Source organism: Micromonospora sp. DT53 (assembly GCF_049841535.1).
Classification (GTDB): domain Bacteria; phylum Actinomycetota; class Actinomycetes; order Mycobacteriales; family Micromonosporaceae; genus Micromonospora.
Genome location: NZ_JBNCKM010000003.1, coordinates 303,779 through 326,920, shown reverse-complemented (window position 1 = coordinate 326,920; position 23,142 = coordinate 303,779). Strand labels below are relative to the sequence as shown.

Here is a 23,142-nt window from a genome sequence, read left to right as displayed (position 1 = left end):
TTCGGTGGTGGGGTTCGGAGGTGGAGCGGTGCGGCGCTGCCCGTCATCCCTTGACCGCGCCAAGCATCACGCCGCGGACGAAGAACCGCTGGACGAAGGGGTAGACCGCCAGGATCGGCAGGGTGGTCAGCACGATCGTCACGGCCTCAAGGGTGGCCGCGGCCTGGACCTTGTCGGCGTCGGCTGCGGCGGACTCGGCGCTGGTGGCACCCGCGATGAGGTTGCGCAGGTAGACCGTGACCGGCAGCAGGTCCTGCTGGTCGATGTAGAGGAACGCGGTGAACCACGAGTTCCAGAACGACACCGCGTAGAAGAGCACCATCGTGGCGATGATCGCCTTCGACAGCGGCAGCACGATCCGCAGCAGGATGCCGTACGTGTTCAGCCCGTCGACGGCCGCGGCCTCCTCCAACTCGCTCGGCAGGCTCTCGAAGAACGCCTTCATGACCAGCAGGTTGAACACGCTGATGGCGTTGGGGACCACCACGGCCCAGATGGTGTTCTTCATCCCCAGGCTGGTGACCAGCACGTAGTTGGGGATCAGGCCGCCGGAGAAGAACATGGTGAACAGCGCGATGCCGACCAGGACGCCGCGCCCCTTGAGCTGTGGCTTCGACAGCACGTACGCGTAACAGGTGGTCAGCACGATCGAGATGAGCGTGGCCACCACCGTGTACACCACCGTGTTGCGGTAGTTCGTCCAGAACAGCCCGTCGGACATCAACAGCTTGTACGCGGTCAGGTCGAACCCGCGCGGGACGATGCTCACCTTCCCCGTGATGATGTACGCCTCCTCGCTGAGCGAGCGGGCCACGATGTTGAGGAACGGGAACAGCGTCACGACCACGACGCCGATCAGGACGACCGTGTTGACGATCCGGAAGATCCGGTAGCCACGACTGTCCACCGGGCCCCGCGTCTTCGGGGCGTCACTCTTGGTGCCGAGGATCACCACAGGCTCGTCCCCACCGTGCGCCGGGAGATGAGGTTCGCCGTCAGGACCAGGATCAACCCGATCACCGCCTCGAAGAGGCCGATGGCGGCGGCGTAGCTGAAGTTGCTGGACTGGAAGCCCATCCGGAACAGATAGGTGGAGACCACGTCCGCGGTCGGGTACGTCAGCGGGTTGTAGAGCAGCAGGATCTTCTCGAACCCGACCGCCAGGAAGTTGCCGATGTTGAGGATCAGCAGCGTCATCATCGTCGGCCGGATCCCCGGCAACGTCACGTGCCAGGTCTGCCGCCACCGGCTCGCGCCGTCGATCCGGGCCGCCTCGTACAGGTCCTCGTCGACCGTGGTGAGGGCGGCGAGGTAGAGGATCGTCCCCCAGCCGACGGTCTGCCAGACCTCGGACGAGACGTAGATGGTGCGGAACCACTCCGATTTCTGCAGGAACGCCACCGGCTCCCCGCCGAACAGGCCGACGAGCTGGTTGGCCGCGCCACCGACCGAGGTCAGTTGCATGACCATCGCCGCCACGATCACGATCGACAGGAAGTGCGGCAGGTAGGACACCGACTGCACGAACCGCTTGAACCGGCGGGCGCGCACCTCGTTGAGCATCAGCGCCAGCACGATCGGCAGCGGGAAACAGAACAGCAGGGTCAGCGTCCCGAGCACCAGGGTGTTGGTGAACACCTCCCAGAACGTCGGGTCGCTGAGGAACATCCGGAAGTAGCGCAGCCCGACCCAGTACTCGCCGAAGATGCTGCCACCCGGCTTGAACCGGCGGAAGGCGATGATGTTGCCGATCATCGGCAGGTACCGGAAGACCAGGAAGAACAGCAGCGGCAGGATGGCGAGGGAGTAGAGCTGCCAGTCCCGGCGCAGGGCCTGCCGCCAACTGCGACCGCGTCGCGGCGAGCGCGGGGCAGGGCTCTGCGCCGGCTGCGGAGCACGCGGCGGCGCCGGCGGCGGTGGCCGCAGGGTGGATGTCATCCTCGGCCTCCTATGCCGACTGTGGGACAGCCACGAGAGGCTCCACCCGCACCGAGGTGAGCAGTTCCCGCTCGTGACCGACCTGACGCTCGTTGCCGACAAGTCGCAGCGGCAGGGCGGCCGCCACGTCGCCACTCGATCGGCCGAAGCGCAGCTCGACGTCGCCGGGTTCGACGATCCGCTGGCCGGCCAGCCCGGTGAACGACGCCACGTCGGCCGGTACGCCGAACGTCACGTGCGCCGCCTCGCCGGGCGCCAACGCCAGTCGGGTGTAGCCGATCAGCCGGACCACCGGACGGGTGGTCTGCGCCACCGGGTCGTGCAGGTAGAGCTGCACCACCTCGGTGCCGGCCCGCTCACCGGTGTTGGCGACGGTGATCCGCACCCGCACCTCGCCGTCGACCGGCCAGGCAGCCAGATCTTCGCCGGGCTCGACCACCGTCGCGTCGGACCATTCGAAGGTGGTGTAACTCAGCCCGTGGCCGAACGGGTACGCCGGGGTCGGGTCGATCGAGGACACCTTGTTGCGCCGGCCGAGCGGCGGTGTGAGGTAGGTGCTCGGCAGCCCGCCGCCGTCGCGGGGAACGCTGACCGGCAACCGCCCGGAGGGGTTCACCGCGCCGGTGAGCACCTCGGCGAGCGCCTGCCCACCGAGCTGACCGAGGAAGAACGCCTGCACCACGGCCGCCGCGCCGTCGAACTCCGGGCCGAGCGCGTACGGGCGGCCGGTCAGCGACACCAGGACCACCGGGGTGCCGCTGGCCAGGACAGCGCGGACGAGGTCGGCCTGCACGCCGGGTAGTCGCAGGTCGACGGCATCGCAGCCCTCTCCGGAGGTGCCCCGGCCGAACATTCCCGCTCGGTCGCCGACGGCCAGCACGCACACGTCGGCGGCGGCGGCCGCGGCGACCGCGGCCGGTATCCCCGAGGTGTCCTCGCCGGTGATGGCGCACCCCGGTTCGTGGGTGAGCAGCGGGACGCGTCGGGCCAACTCGTCGCGCAGTGAGGGGATGTCCACGCCGAGCCCGTAGTCGCTGTGGTTGACGCCCACGTGGTTGGGGAACGAATAGCAACCGAGCATGGCCATCGGGTCGTCGGCGAGCGGGCCGACCAGGGCGACCCGGCTGCCTCCGGGCAGCGGGAGGACGCCTGTGTTGCGCAGCAGGACGACGGACTCCCGGGCCAGACGCACGGCGATGTCCTGGCTGGCCTCGTCGTCGAGGCGCAGGGACGCCACGTCGTCGGGCAACTCCTGCCAGCCCTCGTCGAGCAGGCCGACCTCGATCTTCTGGACCAGCACCCGACGCAGCGCGCCGTCGATCAGCGCCTCGTCGATCTCGCCGCGGCGTGCCGCCTCCACAAGTGGTTCACCGAAGGTGTCCACGGTGGGCAGTTCGACGTCGATGCCGGCCCGCAGGGCGAGCCGGGCCGCGTCGGCGGCGTCCCCGGCGACGCCGTGCAGGGTCTGCAGGAACCGTACGGCGAAGTAGTCGGCCACCACGGTGCCGGTGAAGCCCCACTCGTCGCGCAACAGCCCGGTCAGCAGCCCACGGTCGGCCGCGACGGGCAGGCCGTCGATCTCGGCGTAGGAGTTCATCACCGAGCGCGCGCCGCCGAGGCGCAGCGCCATCTCGAACGGCGGCAGGATGACGTCGGCCAGCTCGCGGCGCCCCATCGGCACGGGCGCGAGATTACGTCCGCCACGGGAGGCGGAGTAGCCGGCGAAGTGCTTCAGCGTGGCCACCACGCCGGCCCGCTCCAGCCCCCGCACGTACGCGGCGCCTGTCGTTCCGACCAGGTAGGGGTCTTCGCCGATCGTCTCCTCGGTACGGCCCCAGCGGTAGTCGCGTGTGACATCCAGGACCGGGGCGAGGCCCTGGTGCACACCGGCTGCCCGCATCGACCGTCCGATCCGGTCGGCCATCGCCTCGACCAGTTCGGGGTCGAAGGACGCGCCCCAGCTGAGCGGGGTCGGGTAGACGGTGGCCCGCCAGGCAGCGAACCCGGTGAGGCACTCCTCGTGCACCTGTGCGGGGATGCCGAACCGACTGGCGGCCACGATCTGCGCCTGTGAGGCCGCCAGCGACCGGGCGCCGAGCACCGGGTCGACCGGGGCGGTGCCGAACGGGCGGGTCAGCTGGCCCAACCCGTGCCGAATGACAGTGCTCCACTGCGGCAACTCGCTGATCATGTCCGACTGGTGCGGTGCGACGCCCTCGCCGCTGGCCTCGGCGCCGACCCAGACCCCGACGAGCTGGGCGATCTTCTCTTCGAGGGTCATCTTCGGCAGGAGCGCCTCGGCTCGCTCGGTCGGCGACAGCCGCTGATCACGCCAGGGCGCGGCGCCGCTGTCGTCGGGCGACTGACTTCTCATGCCAAGACCCCTTAGCTCCGGCCACGTCCCCGTGCCCTCGTGGAACCAGCTCCGTGGCGGACGTTTCTCACGATCCGAAACTTTCCGGAAACCTGCGTAACCTTTTCGGCAACCTAAGTGCCGCATCGATGGCTGTCAAGAGTCTCAATCGGACTACCAGGACCTGTTTCCTGCACACGGTGACTCCCCAATCGGCGCTCCGTCGCCGATGAGCCGTGCAACGGCCCGCGAATGGACAACGCGACTTCGACACCGACTGGTGTGAATGTCCCATCATGTTAAGGTCGGCCGAAACTTTCGAATGTTGTATGAGGCCGCGATGACAGAGCACCACCCGCTCGACCCACCCGCCTCCACCACCATCGCGACCATCGCCAACGATGTCGGCGTCTCGGTCGCGACCGTGTCCAAGGTCCTCAACGGCCGCGGCGACGTCGCCCCCGGCACCAGAGCCCGCGTCGAGGCCAGCCTCGACCGCCACCAGTACCAGCGCCGCGCCCGGCGACACGCGACAAGCGGCGGCCGGGTGGACCTCGTGTTCCACGAGTTCGACACGGGTTGGGCGATGGAGATCCTGCGGGGCGTCGAGGCGGTGACCTCCGCGGCCGGCATCGGGTTGTCGATCGCCCAGCTCGACGGCGCGCACCGCCCGCCAGCACGATGGCTGGAGGCGTTAGTCGCCGACCGCCCCCTGGGCGTGGTGTTCGTCCTCTCCCACCTGGCCGAGGCCCAGCAGCAGCACCTGCGGCGGCAGGGCATCCCGTTCGTCGTCGTCGACACCGACAGCGCCACCTCGGCCTCAGTGCCCACCGTCGGGTCGAACAACTGGAACGGCGGTCTCCTCGCCGCTCGGCACCTGCTGGAGCTGGGGCACCGACGGATCGCCATCATCTCCGGGCCACCCGATGTGCTGTGCAGCCGCGCCCGCGCCGCCGGCTTCCAGTCTGCCCACGACGAGGCCGGGACAGCTGTCGACCGGGAGCTGATCCGCTACGGCAGTTTCTCCGCCGGCGCCGGGCACGCCCACGGGCTGCAACTGCTCCAGCGGCCGGACCGACCCACGGCGATCTTCGCCGGGTCGGACATCCAGGCGATGGGGGTGCTCCGGGCCGCGCGTCAGTGCGGCCTGCGAGTGCCCGAGGACCTTTCGGTGATCGGGTACGACAACCTGCCGGTCTCCGCCTGGACCGACCCGGCCCTCACCACGATCAACCAGCCGTTGCGCGACATGGCCGGCATCGCCACACAGATGTTGCTCGACCTGACCAGGGGGAACGAGCCGGCGACCAGCCGGATCGACCTGGTGACCGAGCTGGTCGTTCGGGAGAGCACCGCGCCCCCCGCCAACCCGCACTGACCCCGGCCCCTGCGAGGACCCGTGCCCCACTCCGCCTTCACCGTCGACGAACTCCAGCGGTACGCGCCCGAGGTCGCCGAACCCGACGACTTCGACGAGTTCTGGCGGGACACGCTCGCCGAGGCGACCGCCGTGCCGGCGCTCGTCGACGTCCGTCCCGAGCCCACCGACCTGCGGCTGCTCGACTCCTGGGACGTCACGTTCGCCGGCTTCGGCGGTGATCCCGTACGCGCCTGGTACACCCGCCCGGCCGGTGTTCGAGAGCCGCTGCCGGCCGTGGTCGAGTACGCCGGCTACGGCCGCGGTCGCGGCCTGCCCCACGAACGGCTGACCTGGCCGGTGGCCGGGTACGCGCACCTGCTGATGGACAACCGGGGCCAGGCGGGGCAGCACGGCGCCGGGGACACCCCCGACCCGCACGGCGCGCCCGGCGGGCCCTGGCCGGTCACCTGGGGGATCCTCGATCCGCGGGACTACCACTACCGCCGCCTGATCACCGACGCGGTCCGGGCGGTCGAGGCGGTCCGCGCGCTGCCGGGGGTCGAGGGTGACCGCGTCGCGGTGGTCGGTAACAGCCAGGGCGGCGGCATCGCCCTGGCGGTGGCCGGTCTCGTCGACGATCTCAGCGCGGTGCTGACCACCGCCCCGTTCCTCTGCGACATGCGCCGGGCCGTCGCGCTCACCGACCTCGCGCCGTACGGCGAGATCGCCCGGTACCTGGCGGTGCACCGGGAGGCCGAGGAGGCGGTGTGGCGCACCCTGTCCTATGTCGACGGGGTGAGCTTCGCGCGCCGAGCGACGGCGCCCGCCCAGTTCGGGGTCGGCCGGCGTGACACCGTCTGCCCACCGCGAACCGCCTTCGCCGCCTACAACCACTACGGCGTCGCGAATGGGCGACCGGTGCCACCCGAGCGGGAGATGCACGTCTACCCGTTCAACGGCCACGAGGGCGGCGAGGCCGTCCACGTCCGGCGTCAGCTGCGCTGGCTGGGCTCGGTGCTGCACCCGGCCGGGGCCTGAGCGGCTCACCTCCAAGGCATCGTCGAACGCCTATGCATTGCCGGTGTTGGCGATCACACGCTATGGTGCGTCAGGCGAGGTGCAGGGCACACCTCCGCCACGGCTGATCGGTCCGTCGCGCCACATCCTCGACGGCCGGCGCCCGCCACGCCGCCACGGCCACCAGTGCAGACGTCCGGGTTCTTGGTCGTGCCGCGCCGCCCACCTCCGCGTACCGCGTCATGGCGGCAGCCGTCCCACCGGTGGCCGCGGATGTCGCGCACCCCCACCAGAGGAAGTCCCATGCGCACTCCACCACTCGTCCGACCCGTCCCTCTCCCACCGACCGGCAGCGCGACGACGTCGAGGCCCCGGCGGGTCCACCGGTGGTGGACGGCCCTGGCCGCCGTCGCCGCCATGGTCGCCGCCGTGCCGATCGCGACCACTCCCGCGAACGCGGAGTCCAACGGCGGTGTACGCGTGATGCCGCTCGGTGACTCGATCACCGACGGTTTCAACGTTCCCGGCGGTTACCGAATCGAGTTGTGGCAGCGGTTCACGTCCGGTGGTTACCGGATCGACTTCGTCGGCTCCCAGTTCAACGGCCCGGCCAGCCTCGGCGACCACGACCACCAGGGCCACTCCGGCTGGACGATCGCCCAGATCGACGCCAACGTGGTGAACTGGCTGCGGGCCACGAACCCGCGGACCGTGCTGCTGCACATCGGCACCAACGACATGTACGGCGACACCTCCGGTGCCCCGTCCCGGCTCGCCACGCTCGTCGACCGGATCACCAACACCGCCCCGAACGCGGACGTGTTCGTCGCCACGATCATCCCGAAATCCGGCGCGGACAACCAGGTCCGGGGCTACAACGCCGCGATCCCCGGAATCGTGCAGAGCCGGGCCGCCGCCGGCAAACGCGTACACCTGGTCGACATGTACCGCGCCCTGACGCTCAGCGACCTGGCCGACGGGGTGCACCCGAACGCCACCGGGTACCGCAAGATGGCCGCCGCCTGGTACGACGCTCTCCGTGCGGTGCCCGGCAGCATCGGGGGCGACACCCCACCCACCACTCCCCCACCGACCACGCCGACAGGTGACTGCCGCGTCGCGTACACGGTCAGCGCCTGGAACAGCGGTCTCACCGCGTCGGTCTCGCTGACCAACACGAGCAGCACGCCGGTAAACGGTTTGGCCCTGACGTTCACGCTGCCCGGTGGGCAGACCATCACCAGCGGCTGGAACGCCAGCTACTCCCCGTCCAGCGGAGCGGTGACCGCCCGCAACGTCTCCTACAACGCGACGATCGCGCCGAACACCTCGGTCGACATCGGATTCCAGGCCACCCACACGGGTGGCACCGGCCGACCGTCCGCGTTCACCCTCAACGGCACCGCCTGCACGGTCGCCTGACACCATCCGCGCGGTGCCGGGCCCTGGTGGCCCGGCACCGCCCCACCACCAGCCTCACTGCTGTCCGGCGCGGTAGAGCCGGCTCACGGTCTCGGCCACGCAGACGGGCTTGCCGCCGCTGTCGCTGTCCACGGTGACCGTCACGACCAGTTGCACGCCGCCACTCACCGGCGACACGTCGGCGATGGTGGCGGTGGCGCGTACGGCGTCGCCGACCCGGAGCGGAGCGGGGAACCGCACCCGGTTCAGCCCGTAGTTGACCCCCATCACCACCCCCTCGACCCGGTAGAGCCCGCCCGCCAACGCCGGCAACAGGGACAGGGTGAGGTAGCCGTGCGCGATCGTCCCGCCGAACGGCCCCGCCGCGGCGCGGACCGGGTCGAGATGGATCCACTGGTGGTCGTCGGTGGCGTCGGCGAAGAGGTCGACGCGGCTCTGCTCGATGCGCTGCCACGGACCGGGTCCGAGGCTCGCGCCGGTCGCGGCGGTCAACTCCTCAAACGAGCTGAACACTCTCATGCCAGGTCTCCCTACAGTTAGAAGGCGTTGACGCCGGTGAGCGCCCGTCCGATGAGGAGTTGCTGGATCTGACTGGTGCCCTCGTAGAGCGTGGCCACCCGCGCGTCGCGCAGGTACTTGCCGACCGGGTACTCGTCGATGTACCCGTACCCACCGAACACCTGGACCGCGTTGTTGGCCGCGCGGACGGCGGCCTCGCTGGCGAAGAGCTTGGCCACCGACGCCTCGGTGGCGAACGGCTGGTCGCGGTCGATCAGGTCGGCCACCTGCCACACCAGCAGCCGGGCGGCCGCGGTGTCCACCGCGATGCCGGCGAGCAACTGTTGGACGAGCTGGTGCCCGGCGATCGGCTTGCCGAACTGGGTCCGCTGCCCGGCGTAGCCGACCGCCGCGTCGAGGCAGCCCTGGGCGATGCCGACACACCCGGCGGCCACCGACATCCGGCCCTTGGCGAGGGTGGCCAGGGCCAGCCGGAACCCGCCGCCCTCGGCGCCGAGGCGGGCCGTGTCGGGCACGCGTACCTCGTCGAAGCCCAGCTCGCCGGTGGCCTGACCGCGCAGGCCGAGCTTGCCGTGGATCTCCCGCCGGGTCAGCCCTGGGCTGTCGGTGGGCACCAGGAACGCGCTGATCCCCCGGTGCCCGGGGCCGCCGGTGCGGGCGAAGACCAGCGCGACGTCGGCGGTGGTGCCGTTGGTGATGAAGGTCTTCGTGCCGGTGAGCAGCCAGTCGGCGCCGTCGCGGACCGCACGGGTGCGCAGTGCCGCCGCGTCCGAGCCGCTGTCCGGCTCGGTCAGCGCGAAGCAGCCGAGCGCGCTGCCGGCGCAGAGCCTCGGTAGCCACTCGGCCCGCTGTTCCGCACTGCCGTGCGCGGCGATCGACTTGGCGACCAGGCCGAGCGAGACCGAGACGATGCCACGCACCGCCGAGTCGCCCCGGCCGAGCTCTTCCAGGACCAGGCAGTACGCGAGGTGGTCGCCGCCGGAACCGCCGTCGGCCTCGGCGATGGTCAGCCCGAGGAAGCCCAGGTCACCGAGCATGCCGACGATGGCGGGGTCGACTGATTCGCGGCGATCCCAGGTGGCCGCGTGCGGCAGCAGCTCGCGGTTGGCGAACTCGGCGGCCAGCTGGCGGACCGCCGCCTGCTCGGCGGAGAGGGTGAGGTCCATGACGCTCAAACTAGCGGTGATAGTTTAATGCGTCCAGGCCGGACGATCACCGGTCCGAGGCGAGACCGACGTGGCGTTCGGCGGTGAACGCGCGGGCCAGCTCGGTACGCGAACGGATGCCCAGCCGGTGGAACACGTTGCGCAGATGGTGGTCGACCGTACGGGTGGAGAGGAACATCCGGGCGGCGATCTCCCGGTTGGTGGCGCCCTCGGCGACCAGCTCGGCGATCCGCAGTTGCTGGCCGGTCAGCAACCGCGCCGCGGGCAGGTCCGGCGGACCGATCGACTCCCCGGCCGCCCGCAGCTCCGTGGTGGCCTGCTCGGCCCAGCACTCCACCCCGAGCAGGCTGAACATCTCGCGGGCCTGGTGCAGGTGCGTCCGCGCGTCGCGAGGGCGTCGACTGCGGCGCAACTCCTGGCCGAAGAGCAGTTCGGTGCGGGCCCGCTCGAAGGTGCCGGCCTCCGTCGGGTGCAGGCGCAGCGCCGTCTGGAAATCCCGTTCCGCCTCGGCGCCGCCCCGGGGAGCGAGCAGCGCGTGGCACCGCGCGGAGAGGGCCCGGCGCAGCGGGCTCGCGGTGCTGCTGGCCCACCTGTCGAACGCGGCGAGCGCGGCCGTCGCCGCCGGCCGGTGCGCCAGGTGGGCCGCCGCCTCCACCAGGTACGGGGTGGCCATCACCTGCACGAGGACCTGGCCTCGACCGGTGCCGAGCCGGGCCAGCGACGCCAGCCGGTCGGCGGCCTCGGCGTGCCGGCCGTCGACCAGGTCGAGCACCGCCAGGGCCCACGCGGCGAGCGCGTGCGGGCGGCTGCCCGGCGTCGGCGACTCGCCGATCTCGCGGATCCGGCGCAGGCTGGTGTCCCGGTCGGCCCGGATCGCGGCGAGGACGGCGAGCATGCCCAGATGGACGTTGGCGCAGTTGACCTGGCCGCTGGCACGGGCGACGCGCAACCCGTCGCGGGAGGTCACCGCCGCCGCCTCGTGTCGACCCAGCCAGTACTCGGCGACCGCCCGTAACTCCAATGCCCGCGACAGCATGGACACCTCGCCCCGTTCCCGGGCCAGCTCGACGGCGCGCTCGGCGAGCCGGTGGGCCGCGCCGTCCACCGCCACCAGCAGTCCGGCCGCCGCGGCACAGCTGAGCGCGGTGGGGGTCAACGCCCAACCGGTCAGCCGGCCGCCCAGCACCACGGCTCGGCGCAGCGCGGGCCCGGCTCGCTCGTGGTCGCCCCGCAAGGTCGCCGCCACCCCGGCGATCAGGCAGCTCATCACCTCCACGGCCGGCGGGTCGTTGGGGCGCCGCAACGCCAGCGCCCGGCGGCCGACCTCGGCGTACCGGTACTGGTCACCGACGAAGCAGACCGCCTCACCGGCTCGCACCAGCCCGGTCAACGCCAAGGCGCGGTCGGTGCCGTCCACCGCCGCGACGGAGGCCAGCAGCGTGGCCGACGCGCTCGACGCGGCGCCGCAGCGCAGCTCCAGCTCACCACGGAGCAGGTCGGCACGCGCTCGGACGATCGGCTCGGCGCAGACCGCGCGGAGGCGGTCGAGCAGTAGCCGGGCCGCGTCGGGTTGCCCCCCGAGCCAGGCGTAGCGGGCAGCGGTCAACAGTCGGGCGGCGGTCAGCCGTGGATGGTCGCTCAACTCGGCGGCCCAGCGCAGGGCCACCGAGGCGGCGGCCCAGCCATCGGACCCGACGACCGCCGCCTGTTCCAGCTCGGCGGCGAGGGCCGGATCGGCACCCCCCGTCGCGGCGGCGAGGTGCATCGCTCGGCGGAGCCGCTGCCCGTCCGCGACCAGCACCCCGGCGAGCAGGCGGTGCGCCGCGCGGCGCTCCGCCAGCGGCGCGCCGGCCGCGATCATCGCGCGCACCAGCGGCTGCGGGAAGGTGACACCTCGTTGGTCGATCCGGACCAGACCGGCGACCTCCGCCGGGGCGAGCGCCTCGACCTCGGCGCCGGCGGCTGCGGCGGCCCGGATCAGGGTGACCGGCTCGCCGTCCTCGTCGAGCGCCGCGAGCAGCAGCACCCGTCGGGTCTCCGGTGGCAGGCGGTCCAGCCGGGCGCGGTACGCGCGACCCAGCGCTCCGTCCGCCGGTGGCGCGGCGGGCAGCGACTCCTCCCCCCGCCACTGTCCCGCGCTGAGCACCTCGGCGAGATCCACCAGGGCCTGCGGGTTGCCGCCGCCGATCGTGGCCAACGCGGTCAGGGCCGACGCGGCGGGCCGCTCGGGGAGCCGGTCGACGCCCTCGCGCTCGGTCAACCGACACAGGCGGTCGGCGAGGACGGCGACACTCTCCTGCTCGGTCAGCACGCGCAGTCGGTGTGCCGGTATCCCGTCGAGGTTGGCGGTGACGTCCGCGGTGAGCAGGACGGCGAGCGGCAGGTGCCGCAGTCGGCGGGCCACGAACGCCAGCACCTGCGCGGTCTGCGGGTCACCTCGGTCGATGTCGTCCATGGTGGCGAGCAACGGCCGATCCTGGGCGGCGGCGGCGAACAGCCCGAGCACCGCCACCGACAGCGTCAGTTGCCGGTCGGCCGGGCAGCTCTCCCCGGCCAGCGCGCGCCGCAGCAGTTGGCGCTGCTCGGTGGGCAGGGCGGCGGCCCGGTCGAGCACCGGGTCGACCAGACGTTGCAGACCGGCGTACGGCAGGGCGGCCTCCTCGGCGAGCCCGCTGCCGGTGAGCACGGCGCAGCCCTCGGCGTGCCGATGGGCGTAGCCGACAAGCGCCGTCCGGCCCGATCCGGGCTCTCCGCGCACCAGTAGGGCACCGCCGGCGTTGGTCATGCCGTCGAGCAGGCTCCGGACAGCCCGGCACTCGTCGTCCCGGCCACGCAGCACGGTTAGTTGCACTCTTGATGCAGTAACCATGCTTGCCAGTGTTACCCATCGGAAACCGAATGGAAAGAGGGGGCGATATCGGGCCGGGCCGGAATCAGTCGGGCGCGACCTCGGCCAGCAGGGCGCCCACGGTCCGGGCCATCACCGCGCGGGCCTGGTCCACGCCCAGAGCGAGCCCGTAGCGCAGCATCGACCAGGCCTGCCACGTGCTCGCCACCACCAGGGCGTTGAGCAACTGCTCCCGCCCCTGAGCGGCCTCGGCCAACTCGACGGCGAAGAGCTCCTCGACCTCGTCACGGACCCGTTCGATGTGCTTGAGACGGTTGCGGTGCAGTTGCTCGGAGACCGGCTCACGCATCTGGGCGGCCCGTGCCGACGGTGCGATGAGCTGGAGCAGCCGAGCCCGCTGCCGGCAGTACGCGTCGACCCGCTTCGCCAACGGCAGCCCAGGGGAGATCGGCCGGTGGGCGGCGTCCTGCTGGCGGAGCACCTCCGCGCCGCTCGCCTCGAAGAGCGTCTCCATGTCCTTGAAGTTCGTCCAGAGGGTGCGCAGCGAGATGCCGGCCCGTTCGGCGATGCGTTCCCCGGTCGGGCGGAGGTCGCCCTCGGAGATGAGCGCGAGGTGCGCCTCGACGATGGCCGCCCGGGTCCGTTCGGCGCGGGCGGTGCGCCCGTCGACCCGGCCCGCCACATCGACCCCGTCCATCCGCCCCCGCCCCCTCACCGCCATGGCGTCCCCCGACGCACCGCCGAGTCTAGACAGGCGTTGATCAGCATTGCCGGACGCTCCGCCGACGCCGCCGTCCGGCCCGAGCGGTCAGCGAGGAGCCGCCGTCGCCGACGATCCTCCAGGTGGTGTCGTCGGGCGACGGAACGGCCCGAATGTGCATTCACAGTGCAGATAGTAGGAGCGCTGATCGGCATCGGTCAACGCCTCGGACGATCGGCCGGAAGGCCGCGCCAGCGGCACACGCGCGGCCGTCCGACCGGGCGTGGTCACGCGCGACCACGCCCGGTCGGATGTCGGGAGTACGGGACGTCAGGAGACGGTCGGCACCCCGTTCGCCGGCGGCGCGGCCGGGGTGGCGGTGTACTCGTTGACCGACCCGTCCGCCTCGTCCGTCTCGTACGCCGGCCCGAAGTAGCTCTGCACTCCCCCGGTCACCCGGCTCAGCCGCTGGCCGCCGTACCCGGAGTGGTCCTTGGCGGAGTAGCGCAGCGGCACCAGCCCGGGGCCCTGGAAGCCACCCTTCTGCACGGCGTCCAGCACCTTCTCCCGGGTGAGGTCCTTTCCGGCGGCGAGCAGCGTCTGCACGAAGAGGTAGCCGACCGACATGCCGTAGACGGTGTTGCCGTCGAACGGCGCGTCCCCGTTGTGCTCCTTGTTCACCTTCGTGAAGAGCTGGATCCACGGGTTCGCGGTGTCGTTCTGCATCGGCAGATAGTTGGTGCCGACCATGCCCTCCAGCAGCGGCGCGGCGGCGCCGAGCTGCTTGGCCAGGGTCGGGTGGTCGGCGCCGACGTTGGAGACCAGCCACTGCGGCTTGAAGCCCAGCCGGGCCGCGGTGCCGACGGAGAGCGCGGTGAAGCCGGGCACGGTGGCCAGCACGACGACCTGGCAGCCGGCCGCCTTGAACGCGCCGATCTGCGGCGCCACGTTGGTGTTGCTGGTGACGTACGTCTGCTTGACCGCTACCGCCCCGGCGCCGAGCACCTTCTCCACGCCGGCCAGGCTGTCCCGGCCGAAGTCGTCGTCCTGACCGAGGAAGCAGACCTTCTGCCCGGCCAGGTCCCGCTTCGCGTAGTTGGCGAGGATCTTGCCCTCGACCGTGTAGTCCGGGTTGAACCCGAACGTGCCCGGATACTTGTCCGGTTGGTCCCAGCTGCGGCTGCCGGAGGCGACGAACAGGTCCGGCACCCGGTTGGTCTTGAGGAAGTCGAGCACCCCGCTGTGCGTCGGCGTGCCCAGGCCATTGAGGACGGCGAAGACCTTGTCCTGTAGGACGAGCTGGCGGACCACCTGCTGGGTGTTCGCCGGGTTGTAGCCGTCGTCCATGATCTTGTAGGTGATCTTCCGGCCGTGCACCCCGCCGTTGGCGTTGACGTAGTCGAAGTACGCCTTCGTCGCCGGTGCGATCTTGGAATAGCCGGCCGAGGCCGGCCCGGTCAGCGGCATGTGGGTGCCGACGACGATCTCGGTGTCGGTGACGCCCGGCACCGACGCTCCGCCGGAGCCGGGGCCGTCGTCGCCGCTACAGCCGGCCGCGGTGATGAGCAGGGCAAGGGTGCTGGCGATCGCGAGGCCGCGATGCGCTTTACGGTGCATGGGAAACACCGACCTCTCTCGGTCCGGTTTTCGGTGGGAACGGTGTGGTGGTGGGGCGCCCGGCCGAGGCCGGACCGGGGACAGCTCAGGAACGCCGGGTCGGCCACTTGGCCAGCAACACCCGGCCGAGACGCGACAGCAGACCCTGCACACCGCCGGGGGCGGCGATCATGACGACGATCAGGGTGAGTCCAAAGATCGCCAGGGGGAGGTTGCCCTCCAGCCGCTGCGCCACCGCGGGCGAGAGCGTGAGCGCGTCGGTCAGCGAGTGGGTGAGATCGGGCAGGGCGACCAGCAGGACGGCCCCCCACAGCGCGCCGGTCAGTCGGCCCAGGCCACCGATCACCACGGCCATCAGCAGGAACAGCGACAGGGTCAGCGAGAACGCCCCGGGTGAGACGCTCTGCGCGAGCACCGCCAGCAACGCGCCGCCGAGCCCGGCGGTGGCGGCACTGACCACGAACGCGAGGACCTGGGTGCGGGCCACGTGGATGCCGGCGAGGCGGGCCGCCACCTCGTCGTCGCGGACCGCCCGGAAGGTGCGCCCGTAACGGCTGCGGATCAGGTTCGCCAACAGCAGCAGCGCGAGCAGGGTGGCCGCACCGGTGGCCCAGAGCTGCCACCGCTCGTACGGGAAGTACGGGCCGAGCGACAGCGGCGGCGGCTCCACCGGCACCGACAGCCCCTGCTCGCCGTTGAACACGCCGTCGAAGGTCACGGCCAGCGCCGGCACCACCACGGCCACCGCGAGGGTCACCCCGGCCAGGTAGGGGCCGCGCAGCCGGGCCGCCGCCACACCGACCACCGCGCCCACCGCGACCGTGCTGACGATCGCCGCGCCCAGCGAGAGCGGCAGCAGCCAACCGCCGGTCATCCCCCGGTCGGCGAACGCGGTCTGGCACAGCGCCACGGTGTACGCCCCGGTCGCCATCAACGCGCCATGCCCGAGCGACAGTTGACCGTTGAGCCCGGTGAGGACGGTCAGCCCGGCGGTCGCGCAGAGGTAGGCGGCCACTGTGGCGAGCTGGAAGTTGCGGAACGGCTCGACGGCGTAGCTGACCCCGACCAGCAGGAGCCCGACGACGAGCATGATCGCGAGGTGGCGCAGCAGTGTCGAGCCGCGTCGCCGGTCGACGGGTCGACCCTTGTCGACGAGCTGCTGTGTCGGCGGCAGGGCCGCCCTCGTGGCGCTCACACCCGCCTCGCCGCGACCGGGGCGAACAGCCCACCGGGCCGGACCAGCAGCACCGCCAGCAGCAGGACCAGCACCGCGAGCGGGGTGAGGTCACTGCCGGCGTAGCCGCTCACGTAGGAGAGCAGCAGCCCCACCACCAGGCCGCCGACCACCGCCCCCGGTGGACTGTCCAGCCCGCCGACCACCGCCGCGGTGAACGCCGAGACGAACACCAGGTCCATCGCGTGCGGGTGCAGACCCAACTCGGTCGGCAGGACCAGCATGGCGGCCAGCGCGCCCACCCCGGAGGCGAGCGCCCAGCCGAGGGTCAGCATGCCACCGACGTTGACCCCGAGCAGCCGGGAAACCTCCGGAGCGAAGGCCGCCGCCCGCATCCGCAACCCCACCGGGGTACGTGCGAACATCCAGGCCAGGCCGCTGACCACCACGCCGATCGTGGCGAAGACGAACAGGTCGTACGGGGACAGCACGGCGACCCCGCCAACGGTGAGAGCGGACCGGCTGAACGGGGCCTCGGCCGGGCGGAACTCGCTGCCGTACACCATGCCCAGCACGGCCTGGATCAGCAGCACCAGCCCCAGCGCGACGATCACCGGGTTGAGCGGTGAGGCGTGATCGACGTGCCGCATCACCACCCGGTCCACGAGCGCGCCGAGCAGCAGGCCGGCGACGATCGCGACCACGAAGCCCAGCCAGTACGAGCCGGTCGCGGTGCTGACGGTGTAGGCGACGTACGCGGCGGCGACGGCCATCGCCCCCTGGGCGAAGTTGACGACCCGCGCCGCCCGCCAGATGAGCACCAGGGCCAGCGCGAACGCGGCGTACACCGCGCCCCGGGACAGGCCGTCGACGGTGAGGAACACGAAGCGGTCCAACAGTCCTCCCTCCGGGGGACGAGGTGGTGGTCAGAAACCGAGGTACGCGTGGCGCAGGTCGACGTCGTCGCGCAGCCGCGCCGCCGGGGCGGCGATCACCACCCGACCGAGGGACATCACGACGCCCTGGTCGGCGACGGCGAGCGCGCTGCGCACGTTCTGCTCGACCAGCAGGACGGTCAGGCCGGTGCGGTCGCGCAGTTGACGCAGCAACGCCATGGTCCGGGCGACCACCCGTGGCGCCAGGCCGAGCGACGGCTCGTCCAGCAGCAGCAGACGGGGTCGGCCGACCAGGGCCCGACCGAGCGCGAGCATCTGCCGCTCACCGCCGGAGAGCTGGTGACCGAGGTGGCGGCGGCGACGGGCCAGGGGCTCGAAGAGCTGGTAGACCTCGTCGAGCGCCAGCCGGGCGTCGGCCCGGTCGCGTCGCCACAACCCGCCCAGCCGCAGGTTCTCGTCGACAGTCAGCTCGCTGATCACGCCCCGACCCTCCGGGACGTGCGCCATGCCGCGTCGGACGAGCTGCTCCACAGGCGTACCCCGAAGGTCCTCCCCGGCCAGGAGGACCTGGCCGGCGGCCGGGCGGATCATGCCGGAGAGCGCACGCAGGAGCGTGGTCTTGCCGGCGCCGTTGGCGCCGACGACAGCGGCGATCGTGCCGGCCGGGACGGTGAGGTCGATGGCCCGCAGCACGGGCGCGGCGCCGTAGCCGGCGACCAGCCCCCGCACGACGAGCAGGTCGGTCGCGCGAACGGGATCACCTTTCGGTCGCGACTGCGGGGCTCGCAAACCCGGCTCACTCCTCGCGCTCATGGAGTCACCTCCTCGACGGTGGCACCGAGGTACGCGTCGGTGACCGCCGGGTCGTCACGGATCTCGTCCGGGGTGCCGGCGGCGATGACCCGGCCGAAGTCGAGCACCACGATCTCGTCGCAGACGGCCATCACCAGGTCCATGTGGTGCTCGACCAGGAGCACGGCACAGGGGTCGGTGTCCCGCCGGGGCAGTTGCCGGACCAGCTCCGCCAGGGCGGCGATGTCGTCGGCGCCGAGGCCACCGGCCGGCTCGTCGAGCAGGAGCAGGCGGGGCCGGGCGGCGAGCGCGCGGGCCAGGGCGACCCGCTGGCGTACGGCGAAGGGCAGGGTGGTCGGCGCGGCCTCGGCGTGCTCGGCGATGCCCAACTCGTCGAGGATGGCCAGGGCGTCCCCGCGGAGCCGGCGCTCGTCGCGGTCGCTGGCCGGCAGCCCGAGCAGCGCCGGGACGAAACCCGCACGGGCGGTGTGCGAAGCGCCGGTCATCACGTTCTCCAGCACCGTGAGCCCGGCGAAGAGCCCGGTGCCCTGCAGGGTCCGGGCGATGCCGAGCCGGGTCAGCCGGTGCGGCCGAGGCCGCAGCGACCGGCCGTCGAGGGTGAGCGAACCCGTCTCCGGCGTGACGAAGCCGCAGATCACGTTGAACAGTGTGGTCTTGCCGGCGCCGTTGGGCCCGATGACGCCCACCACCTGGTTGGGTGGCACCCGCAGGGAGACGTCGTCGAGGGCGGTGAGGCCGCCGAAACGGACGCCGATGTGGTGCAGTTCGAGGCCGCGCTCCATCACCCATCCCTCTGTCGTGGCGGGTGTTTATTTACACTCGCAGTGTACGTTTCTCGGGTATGGCGTCAAGACCTTCAATGCGGCCGCGCGCACGTGGACGGGGCGGCCGCCAACGGCGACCGCCCCGGTGACCGCCGTCAGGCGCTGGGACAGGTGTTGCGGTACTCCTCGATCTGCGAACCGCTCGGGCCGGGGCAGAGGAACTGCTCGTAGCGGGTGTCGTCGTCGACGAACCGCTTCAACCAGGCCACCATCTGCCGCGCGGTAGGCGTGTTTGTGGTCTGCGGGAAGAAGTGGCTCGCCCCGTTCAGCTCCAGGTACGCCTTCTCGGCGGAGGCCGGGATGCTGTTGTAGAAGGGCACCGAGTGCGACGCCACCGGCGCGACGCTGTCGCTCTCACCACCGATGATCAGCGTGGGCACCCGCAGTTCGGACCAGCTCTTGTCCGTGTTCCACGGCGCGAGCGGCACCGCGGCCTGCAACGACGGTCGCGACGAGGCCGCCTCCAGGGTGCCACCGCCACCCATGGAGTGGCCGGCCACCGCGAGTCGACTGCTGTCGATCCGGGTGCGCACCGAGCTGCGCTGGGTGAGGTAGTCCAGCGCGGCGAGCAACTGCCGGCCCCGGCTGTCCGGCTGGTCCAGCCGTGTGTTGGTCTCGATGCCGATCACCACGAAGCCGTGCGAGGCGATGCGCGGTCCGAGCCAGCTGATGCTGGACCAGGCGGCGGTGTAACCGGGCGAGATGGCGATGGCGCCGAAGGTGCCCTCGCTGGCGCTGGTCGGGTAGTAGATGACGCCGCCGCCGAAGCCGGTGACGCTCAGCGAGGACACGCTCTGCGAGGCCGTGGCGAAGGGGCCACGGCTGGCCTCCAGGATCGCGGTGGTCGGGGCGGGGCCCCGCTCGTACGGGCTCGCGGCCTGGGCGGCGCCTGACGATCCGGCCAGGACGCCGCCGGCGGCCAGGACGGCGGCCAGCGCGAGTCGGGTGGCACGGGCTGCGACGGAACGGGGACGGGTGGTGGTTGGTGAGGACACGTCGGGCACTCCCTAAAGTCGAGGGATATCGACGTATGTCAGTTTTGGCTGTTCCGCCGATCCCGGCATCGGCGAAATCACCAGTCCCCGGGCAGGATGCCGAGACAAGTTGTGTTTCGACCCTCTGACCAGGGGTAGCAGGGCAGGCGCCGGCCCGCACACGCGCCATGGAGAGGTTCAATCAGTGGATTCCAGCAAGCCCGCCGAGGCGGTCAAGAACGCCGTGAAGACCGCCTCAGGAAAGATCGCCGACGCCCTCACCCCGGATGTCCCCGGAGCGCCGGGGAGCGCGCCGCCACCCCTCGATGAACCGACGACGCCGCACGACCCGCTGCCGCCGAAGCCGGAACAGGGGGCACCGCAGACGCGCACGCCGACCGGCGCCGAGACCGGCGCGCCAACGGTCGCGAACGGCCAGCAGGGGGCCTACCTCACGACCGCGAACGGGGCCCGGCTGCGCGACACCGACCACTCGCTCAAGGCCGGCCCGCGCGGCCCCGTGCTCCTGCAGGACCACCACCTACGCGAGAAGATCACGCACTTCGACCACGAACGCATTCCGGAGCGCGTGGTGCACGCCCGGGGCGCCGGCGCGCACGGTGTGTTCACCGCGTACGGCACCGCCGAGGCGGTCACCAGGGCCGGCTTCCTCAAGAAGGGGCGCGAGACCGAGGTCTTCGTCCGGTTCTCCACGGTGCTCGGCTCGCGGGGTTCGGCCGACACGGTCCGCGACACCCGTGGCTTCGCCACGAAGTTCTACACCGACGAGGGCACCTTCGACCTGGTCGGCAACAACATGCCTGTCTTCTTCATCCAGGACGCGATCAAGTTCCCGGACATCATCCACGCCGGCAAACCGCACCCCGACCGGGAGATCCCGCAGGCGCAGAGCGCCCACGACACCTTCTGGGACTTCGTGTCGCTGCACACCGAGGCGCAGCACCACACCATCTGGAACATGTCCGACCGGGGCATTCCGCGTTCGTACCGGACGATGGAGGGCTTCGGCGTGCACACCTTCCGCCTCGTCAACGAGGCCGGGGAGACGGTGCTGGCCAAGTTCCACTGGAAGCCCAAGCTGGGCGTCCACTCGCTGACCTGGGAGGAGGCGCAGCTGCTCGGCGGCATGGACCCGGACTTCCACCGCCGTGACCTCTACGACGCCATCGAGGCCGGCGCGTACCCGGAGTGGGAGCTGGGCATCCAGGTCTTCCCGGACACTCCCGAGGAGACCTTCGCCGGCATCGACCTGCTGGACCCGACGAAGATCGTGCCGGAGGAACTGGCCGAGGTGCAGCCGATCGGGAAGCTGGTGCTCAACCGGACCCCGACGAACTTCTTCGCCGAGACCGAGCAGGTCGCCTTCCACCTCGGCCACCTGCCCCCGGGCATCGACGTCACGAACGACCCGCTGTTGCAGGGCCGGCTCTTCTCGTACGTCGACACGCAGCTCACCCGGCTGGGCGGGCCCAACTTCACGCAGATCCCGATCAACCGACCGCACGCCGCCGTGAACGACATGCTGCGCGACGGCTTCCACCAGCACGCCGTGCACGCGGGCGTCGCGCCGTACCGGCCGAACTCGCTCGACGGCGGCAACCCGTTCCCCGCCGGGGACGCCGAGCACGCCTTCGTCGACGTGCCGGTCACCGTCGCGCAGGCACCGAAGGTACGCGCGAACCCGGCCTCGTTCGACGACCACTACAGCCAGGTCCGCCTGTTCTGGCTGAGCATGTCGCCGGTCGAGAAGGAGCACATCATCCGGGCGTACACCTTCGAGCTGGGCAAGTGCTACCACCAGTCGATCAAGGAGCGTCAGCTGCAGAGCCTCGCCAACATCGACCCGGTGCTGTGCGAGCAGGTCGCCACCGGTCTGGGCCTGCCCGCGCCGCAGCCGACCACTCCCCTCGTCGACGTCACGCCCAGCCCGGCGCTGTCGCAGGTCGGTCGGGAGTGGCCCAGTGACGGGCGCGTCGTCGGGATCGTCGTCGACCCCGACGGCGACCTGGACGGCGTCGACGAGGTCCGCCGGGCCGTGTTCGACGCCGGCATGGTGCCGCTGCTGATCGCCCCGCACGGCGGCGTGGTGGGCGACCTGCCGGTGCAGCGCACCTTCGCCACCGGCCGGTCGGTCGAGTTCGACGCGGTCCTGCTGGCCGGGGCGCCGGCACCCGCACCGGACGCCCTGCCCGCCCGCGACGCCAAGGCGGGCCGGCCGGACCCGGCAACCGTCGACCCCCGCGTGCTGCTGCTCGTCGAGGAGTGCTGGCGGCACGCCAAGGCGATCGGCGCCTGGGGCGCCGGCGTCACCGTGCTGGAGCAGGCCGGCGTGGCCGGCACCCCGGGCGTCGTGGCGGCGGGATCCGGCGCCGAGGTGCTGGTGGCGGTGCAGCAGTTGATGGCCGCGCACCGGGTGTGGGAACGGTTCCCCGCAGCGGTCGCCTGACCCAGCCGATCCGTTCGAGGGCTGTCCTCCGCACTGCTGGAGGGCAGCCCTCGGTCGGCAACCGGCCAGTGACCGTTCAGGCGGGCGCCCGCACCGTCCGCAGGAACCGGGGTAGCAACCACGGACGACGGCCGCCGATGGCGATCTTGCGGGTGAGTATGGCGCGCGACCGGCTGATCCGCCCGAACATCATCAGGTTCAGTGTCGGCGGGTCGAAGGACACCCGTACATCCACGTCGCGGCCGGGCTCGTCCACCGACACCCGGCCGTCCCGCAGGACCAGCGTCCTGGTGGACGTGTACGCGGAGCGGAACTCGACAGCGATCCGGCCCGCCCGAACCGGCTCGGCCGAGTCCAACAGCCGCCCTTGGTCACTCGTCAGCAACCCGACCAGGAACAGGTCGAAGTACAGTGCCGCGTCCCGCGGCGGGATGGACCACGGGAGCCGCGCCACCCGGGCGATGTCCCAGCCATGGATCAACAGCTCGTTCAGCAGGTGGGCCAGCACGGCGGCGACCGGCGGACGGGAGCCACCGAGCCAGGGCACCGGCGTCGCCGGATCGACGTTCTCCGTCGCACCGAGGATCTGGTCGACCTCGGCGCGAAGCCGCTGGGTCAGCATCTCCGGGTCACGCTCGGTGAAGTGCCGCATCACCACGTCGTTGAGGTCGGACACATTGTCCATGGTGGTCGCCTGGAGCTGATGTCCGATCGCGGGCACCGACAGCGCGGACGGTGCCGCACCCGGCCGGACGATCGAGGTGTACATCGCGGCGATGGCGACCACGTGCGCGGCGGTGTCGACGATCGACCAGCGCGCGGTCGCCAGTGCCGCCGGATGCTGGGCCGCCCGAACCAGGTCGCCGAACCGGTCAGCTGTCGCGTCGAGGCTCTCGCGCACCCCGCCCCACCCGTCATCACTGCGGTTGACAGCCACGTTCCCCCTCCGCCGACGCTCGCTGCGCGCAACGTACCGCACCGACGTCGCCGCCATGACCCCGCGAAGTGGAGCAACGAGCCGAGATCCGCCGCGCCGGAGGCAGTCTCCGGCGCG

Annotated in this window: 18 protein-coding genes; 4 read left to right on the top strand and 14 right to left on the bottom strand. The window is 71.7% G+C overall.

Going from position 1 to position 23,142, the window contains the following annotated elements; genetic code table 11:
* Positions 1-43 precede the first annotated feature (43 nt).
* From ACLQ3B_RS12840 to ACLQ3B_RS12830, 3 genes are read right to left on the bottom strand one after another with little or no spacing between them, the layout of a single operon-like run.
* Positions 44-952 carry a carbohydrate ABC transporter permease gene (locus tag ACLQ3B_RS12840; protein WP_425780397.1) on the bottom strand — a complete coding sequence of 303 codons (909 nt, stop codon included), beginning with the start codon at positions 950-952 and terminating at the stop codon, positions 44-46.
* Positions 949-1,938: an ABC transporter permease gene (locus ACLQ3B_RS12835; protein ID WP_425780395.1), complete on the bottom strand. Its 990-nt coding sequence runs from the start codon at positions 1,936-1,938 to the stop codon at positions 949-951. The genes ACLQ3B_RS12840 and ACLQ3B_RS12835 overlap by 4 nt, the downstream gene beginning before the upstream one ends.
* Before the next feature lie 10 nt (positions 1,939-1,948).
* Positions 1,949-4,312 carry a glycoside hydrolase family 3 N-terminal domain-containing protein gene (locus ACLQ3B_RS12830; protein WP_425780393.1) on the bottom strand — a complete coding sequence of 788 codons (2,364 nt, stop codon included), beginning with the start codon at positions 4,310-4,312 and terminating at the stop codon, positions 1,949-1,951.
* A gap of 319 nt (positions 4,313-4,631) precedes the next feature.
* Between ACLQ3B_RS12830 and ACLQ3B_RS12825 the strand changes: the two genes are divergently transcribed.
* The 3 genes from ACLQ3B_RS12825 to ACLQ3B_RS12815 all read left to right on the top strand — a co-directional run bounded on the left by ACLQ3B_RS12825 (position 4,632) and on the right by ACLQ3B_RS12815 (position 8,090).
* Positions 4,632-5,669 carry a LacI family DNA-binding transcriptional regulator gene (locus ACLQ3B_RS12825; protein ID WP_425780391.1) on the top strand — a complete coding sequence of 346 codons (1,038 nt, stop codon included), beginning with the start codon at positions 4,632-4,634 and terminating at the stop codon, positions 5,667-5,669.
* Between the two features lie 21 nt (positions 5,670-5,690).
* The gene (locus ACLQ3B_RS12820) at positions 5,691-6,689 is read left to right on the top strand and encodes an acetylxylan esterase (protein WP_425780389.1); all 999 of its coding nucleotides are present in this window, start codon (positions 5,691-5,693) and stop codon (positions 6,687-6,689) included.
* A 282-nt stretch (positions 6,690-6,971) separates the two neighbouring features.
* Positions 6,972-8,090, top strand: coding sequence for a cellulose binding domain-containing protein (locus ACLQ3B_RS12815; RefSeq protein WP_425780387.1), 1,119 nt, complete (start codon positions 6,972-6,974; stop codon positions 8,088-8,090).
* 54 nt (positions 8,091-8,144) lie between these two features.
* Here the strand turns inward: ACLQ3B_RS12815 and ACLQ3B_RS12810 are convergent, their stop codons facing one another.
* The 10 genes from ACLQ3B_RS12810 to ACLQ3B_RS12765 all read right to left on the bottom strand — a co-directional run bounded on the left by ACLQ3B_RS12810 (position 8,145) and on the right by ACLQ3B_RS12765 (position 19,642).
* Positions 8,145-8,609 carry a MaoC family dehydratase gene (locus ACLQ3B_RS12810; RefSeq protein WP_425780385.1) on the bottom strand — a complete coding sequence of 155 codons (465 nt, stop codon included), beginning with the start codon at positions 8,607-8,609 and terminating at the stop codon, positions 8,145-8,147.
* Positions 8,610-8,626: 17 nt separating this feature from the next.
* A complete protein-coding gene (locus ACLQ3B_RS12805) occupies positions 8,627-9,775 on the bottom strand; it encodes an acyl-CoA dehydrogenase family protein (protein WP_425780383.1) in 1,149 nt (382 codons plus the stop codon).
* A 46-nt stretch (positions 9,776-9,821) separates the two neighbouring features.
* Positions 9,822-12,644, bottom strand: coding sequence for an AAA family ATPase (locus ACLQ3B_RS12800; RefSeq protein WP_425780381.1), 2,823 nt, complete (start codon positions 12,642-12,644; stop codon positions 9,822-9,824).
* A 64-nt stretch (positions 12,645-12,708) separates the two neighbouring features.
* Positions 12,709-13,320 (bottom strand): TetR/AcrR family transcriptional regulator, encoded by a 612-nt coding sequence (locus ACLQ3B_RS12795; protein ID WP_425780379.1) that lies wholly within the window; start codon positions 13,318-13,320, stop codon positions 12,709-12,711.
* Positions 13,321-13,653: 333 nt separating this feature from the next.
* Positions 13,654-14,940 (bottom strand): ABC transporter substrate-binding protein, encoded by a 1,287-nt coding sequence (locus tag ACLQ3B_RS12790; protein WP_425780377.1) that lies wholly within the window; start codon positions 14,938-14,940, stop codon positions 13,654-13,656.
* Between the two features lie 85 nt (positions 14,941-15,025).
* Positions 15,026-16,135 carry a branched-chain amino acid ABC transporter permease gene (locus ACLQ3B_RS12785; RefSeq protein ID WP_425780375.1) on the bottom strand — a complete coding sequence of 370 codons (1,110 nt, stop codon included), beginning with the start codon at positions 16,133-16,135 and terminating at the stop codon, positions 15,026-15,028.
* A complete protein-coding gene (locus tag ACLQ3B_RS12780; RefSeq protein WP_091399163.1) occupies positions 16,132-17,010 on the bottom strand; it encodes a branched-chain amino acid ABC transporter permease in 879 nt (292 codons plus the stop codon). Before ACLQ3B_RS12780 ends, ACLQ3B_RS12785 begins: the two co-directional genes overlap by 4 nt.
* A 30-nt stretch (positions 17,011-17,040) precedes the next feature.
* Positions 17,041-17,823: an ABC transporter ATP-binding protein gene (locus ACLQ3B_RS12775; RefSeq protein ID WP_425780373.1), complete on the bottom strand. Its 783-nt coding sequence runs from the start codon at positions 17,821-17,823 to the stop codon at positions 17,041-17,043.
* The gene (locus ACLQ3B_RS12770) at positions 17,820-18,605 is read right to left on the bottom strand and encodes an ABC transporter ATP-binding protein (protein WP_425780371.1); all 786 of its coding nucleotides are present in this window, start codon (positions 18,603-18,605) and stop codon (positions 17,820-17,822) included. Before ACLQ3B_RS12770 ends, ACLQ3B_RS12775 begins: the two co-directional genes overlap by 4 nt.
* A gap of 137 nt (positions 18,606-18,742) precedes the next feature.
* Positions 18,743-19,642: an alpha/beta hydrolase family protein gene (locus tag ACLQ3B_RS12765; protein ID WP_425780369.1), complete on the bottom strand. Its 900-nt coding sequence runs from the start codon at positions 19,640-19,642 to the stop codon at positions 18,743-18,745.
* A gap of 184 nt (positions 19,643-19,826) precedes the next feature.
* Here ACLQ3B_RS12765 and ACLQ3B_RS12760 point away from each other — a divergent pair, with 184 nt between their 5' ends.
* On the top strand, positions 19,827-22,088 hold the full coding sequence (locus ACLQ3B_RS12760) for a catalase (RefSeq protein WP_425780367.1): 2,262 nt from the start codon (positions 19,827-19,829) through the stop codon (positions 22,086-22,088).
* 76 nt (positions 22,089-22,164) lie between these two features.
* On the opposite strand, the gene ACLQ3B_RS12755 is transcribed toward ACLQ3B_RS12760, so the two are convergent.
* The gene (locus ACLQ3B_RS12755; RefSeq protein ID WP_425780365.1) at positions 22,165-23,025 is read right to left on the bottom strand and encodes a maleylpyruvate isomerase N-terminal domain-containing protein; all 861 of its coding nucleotides are present in this window, start codon (positions 23,023-23,025) and stop codon (positions 22,165-22,167) included.
* Positions 23,026-23,142: the final 117 nt, after the last annotated feature.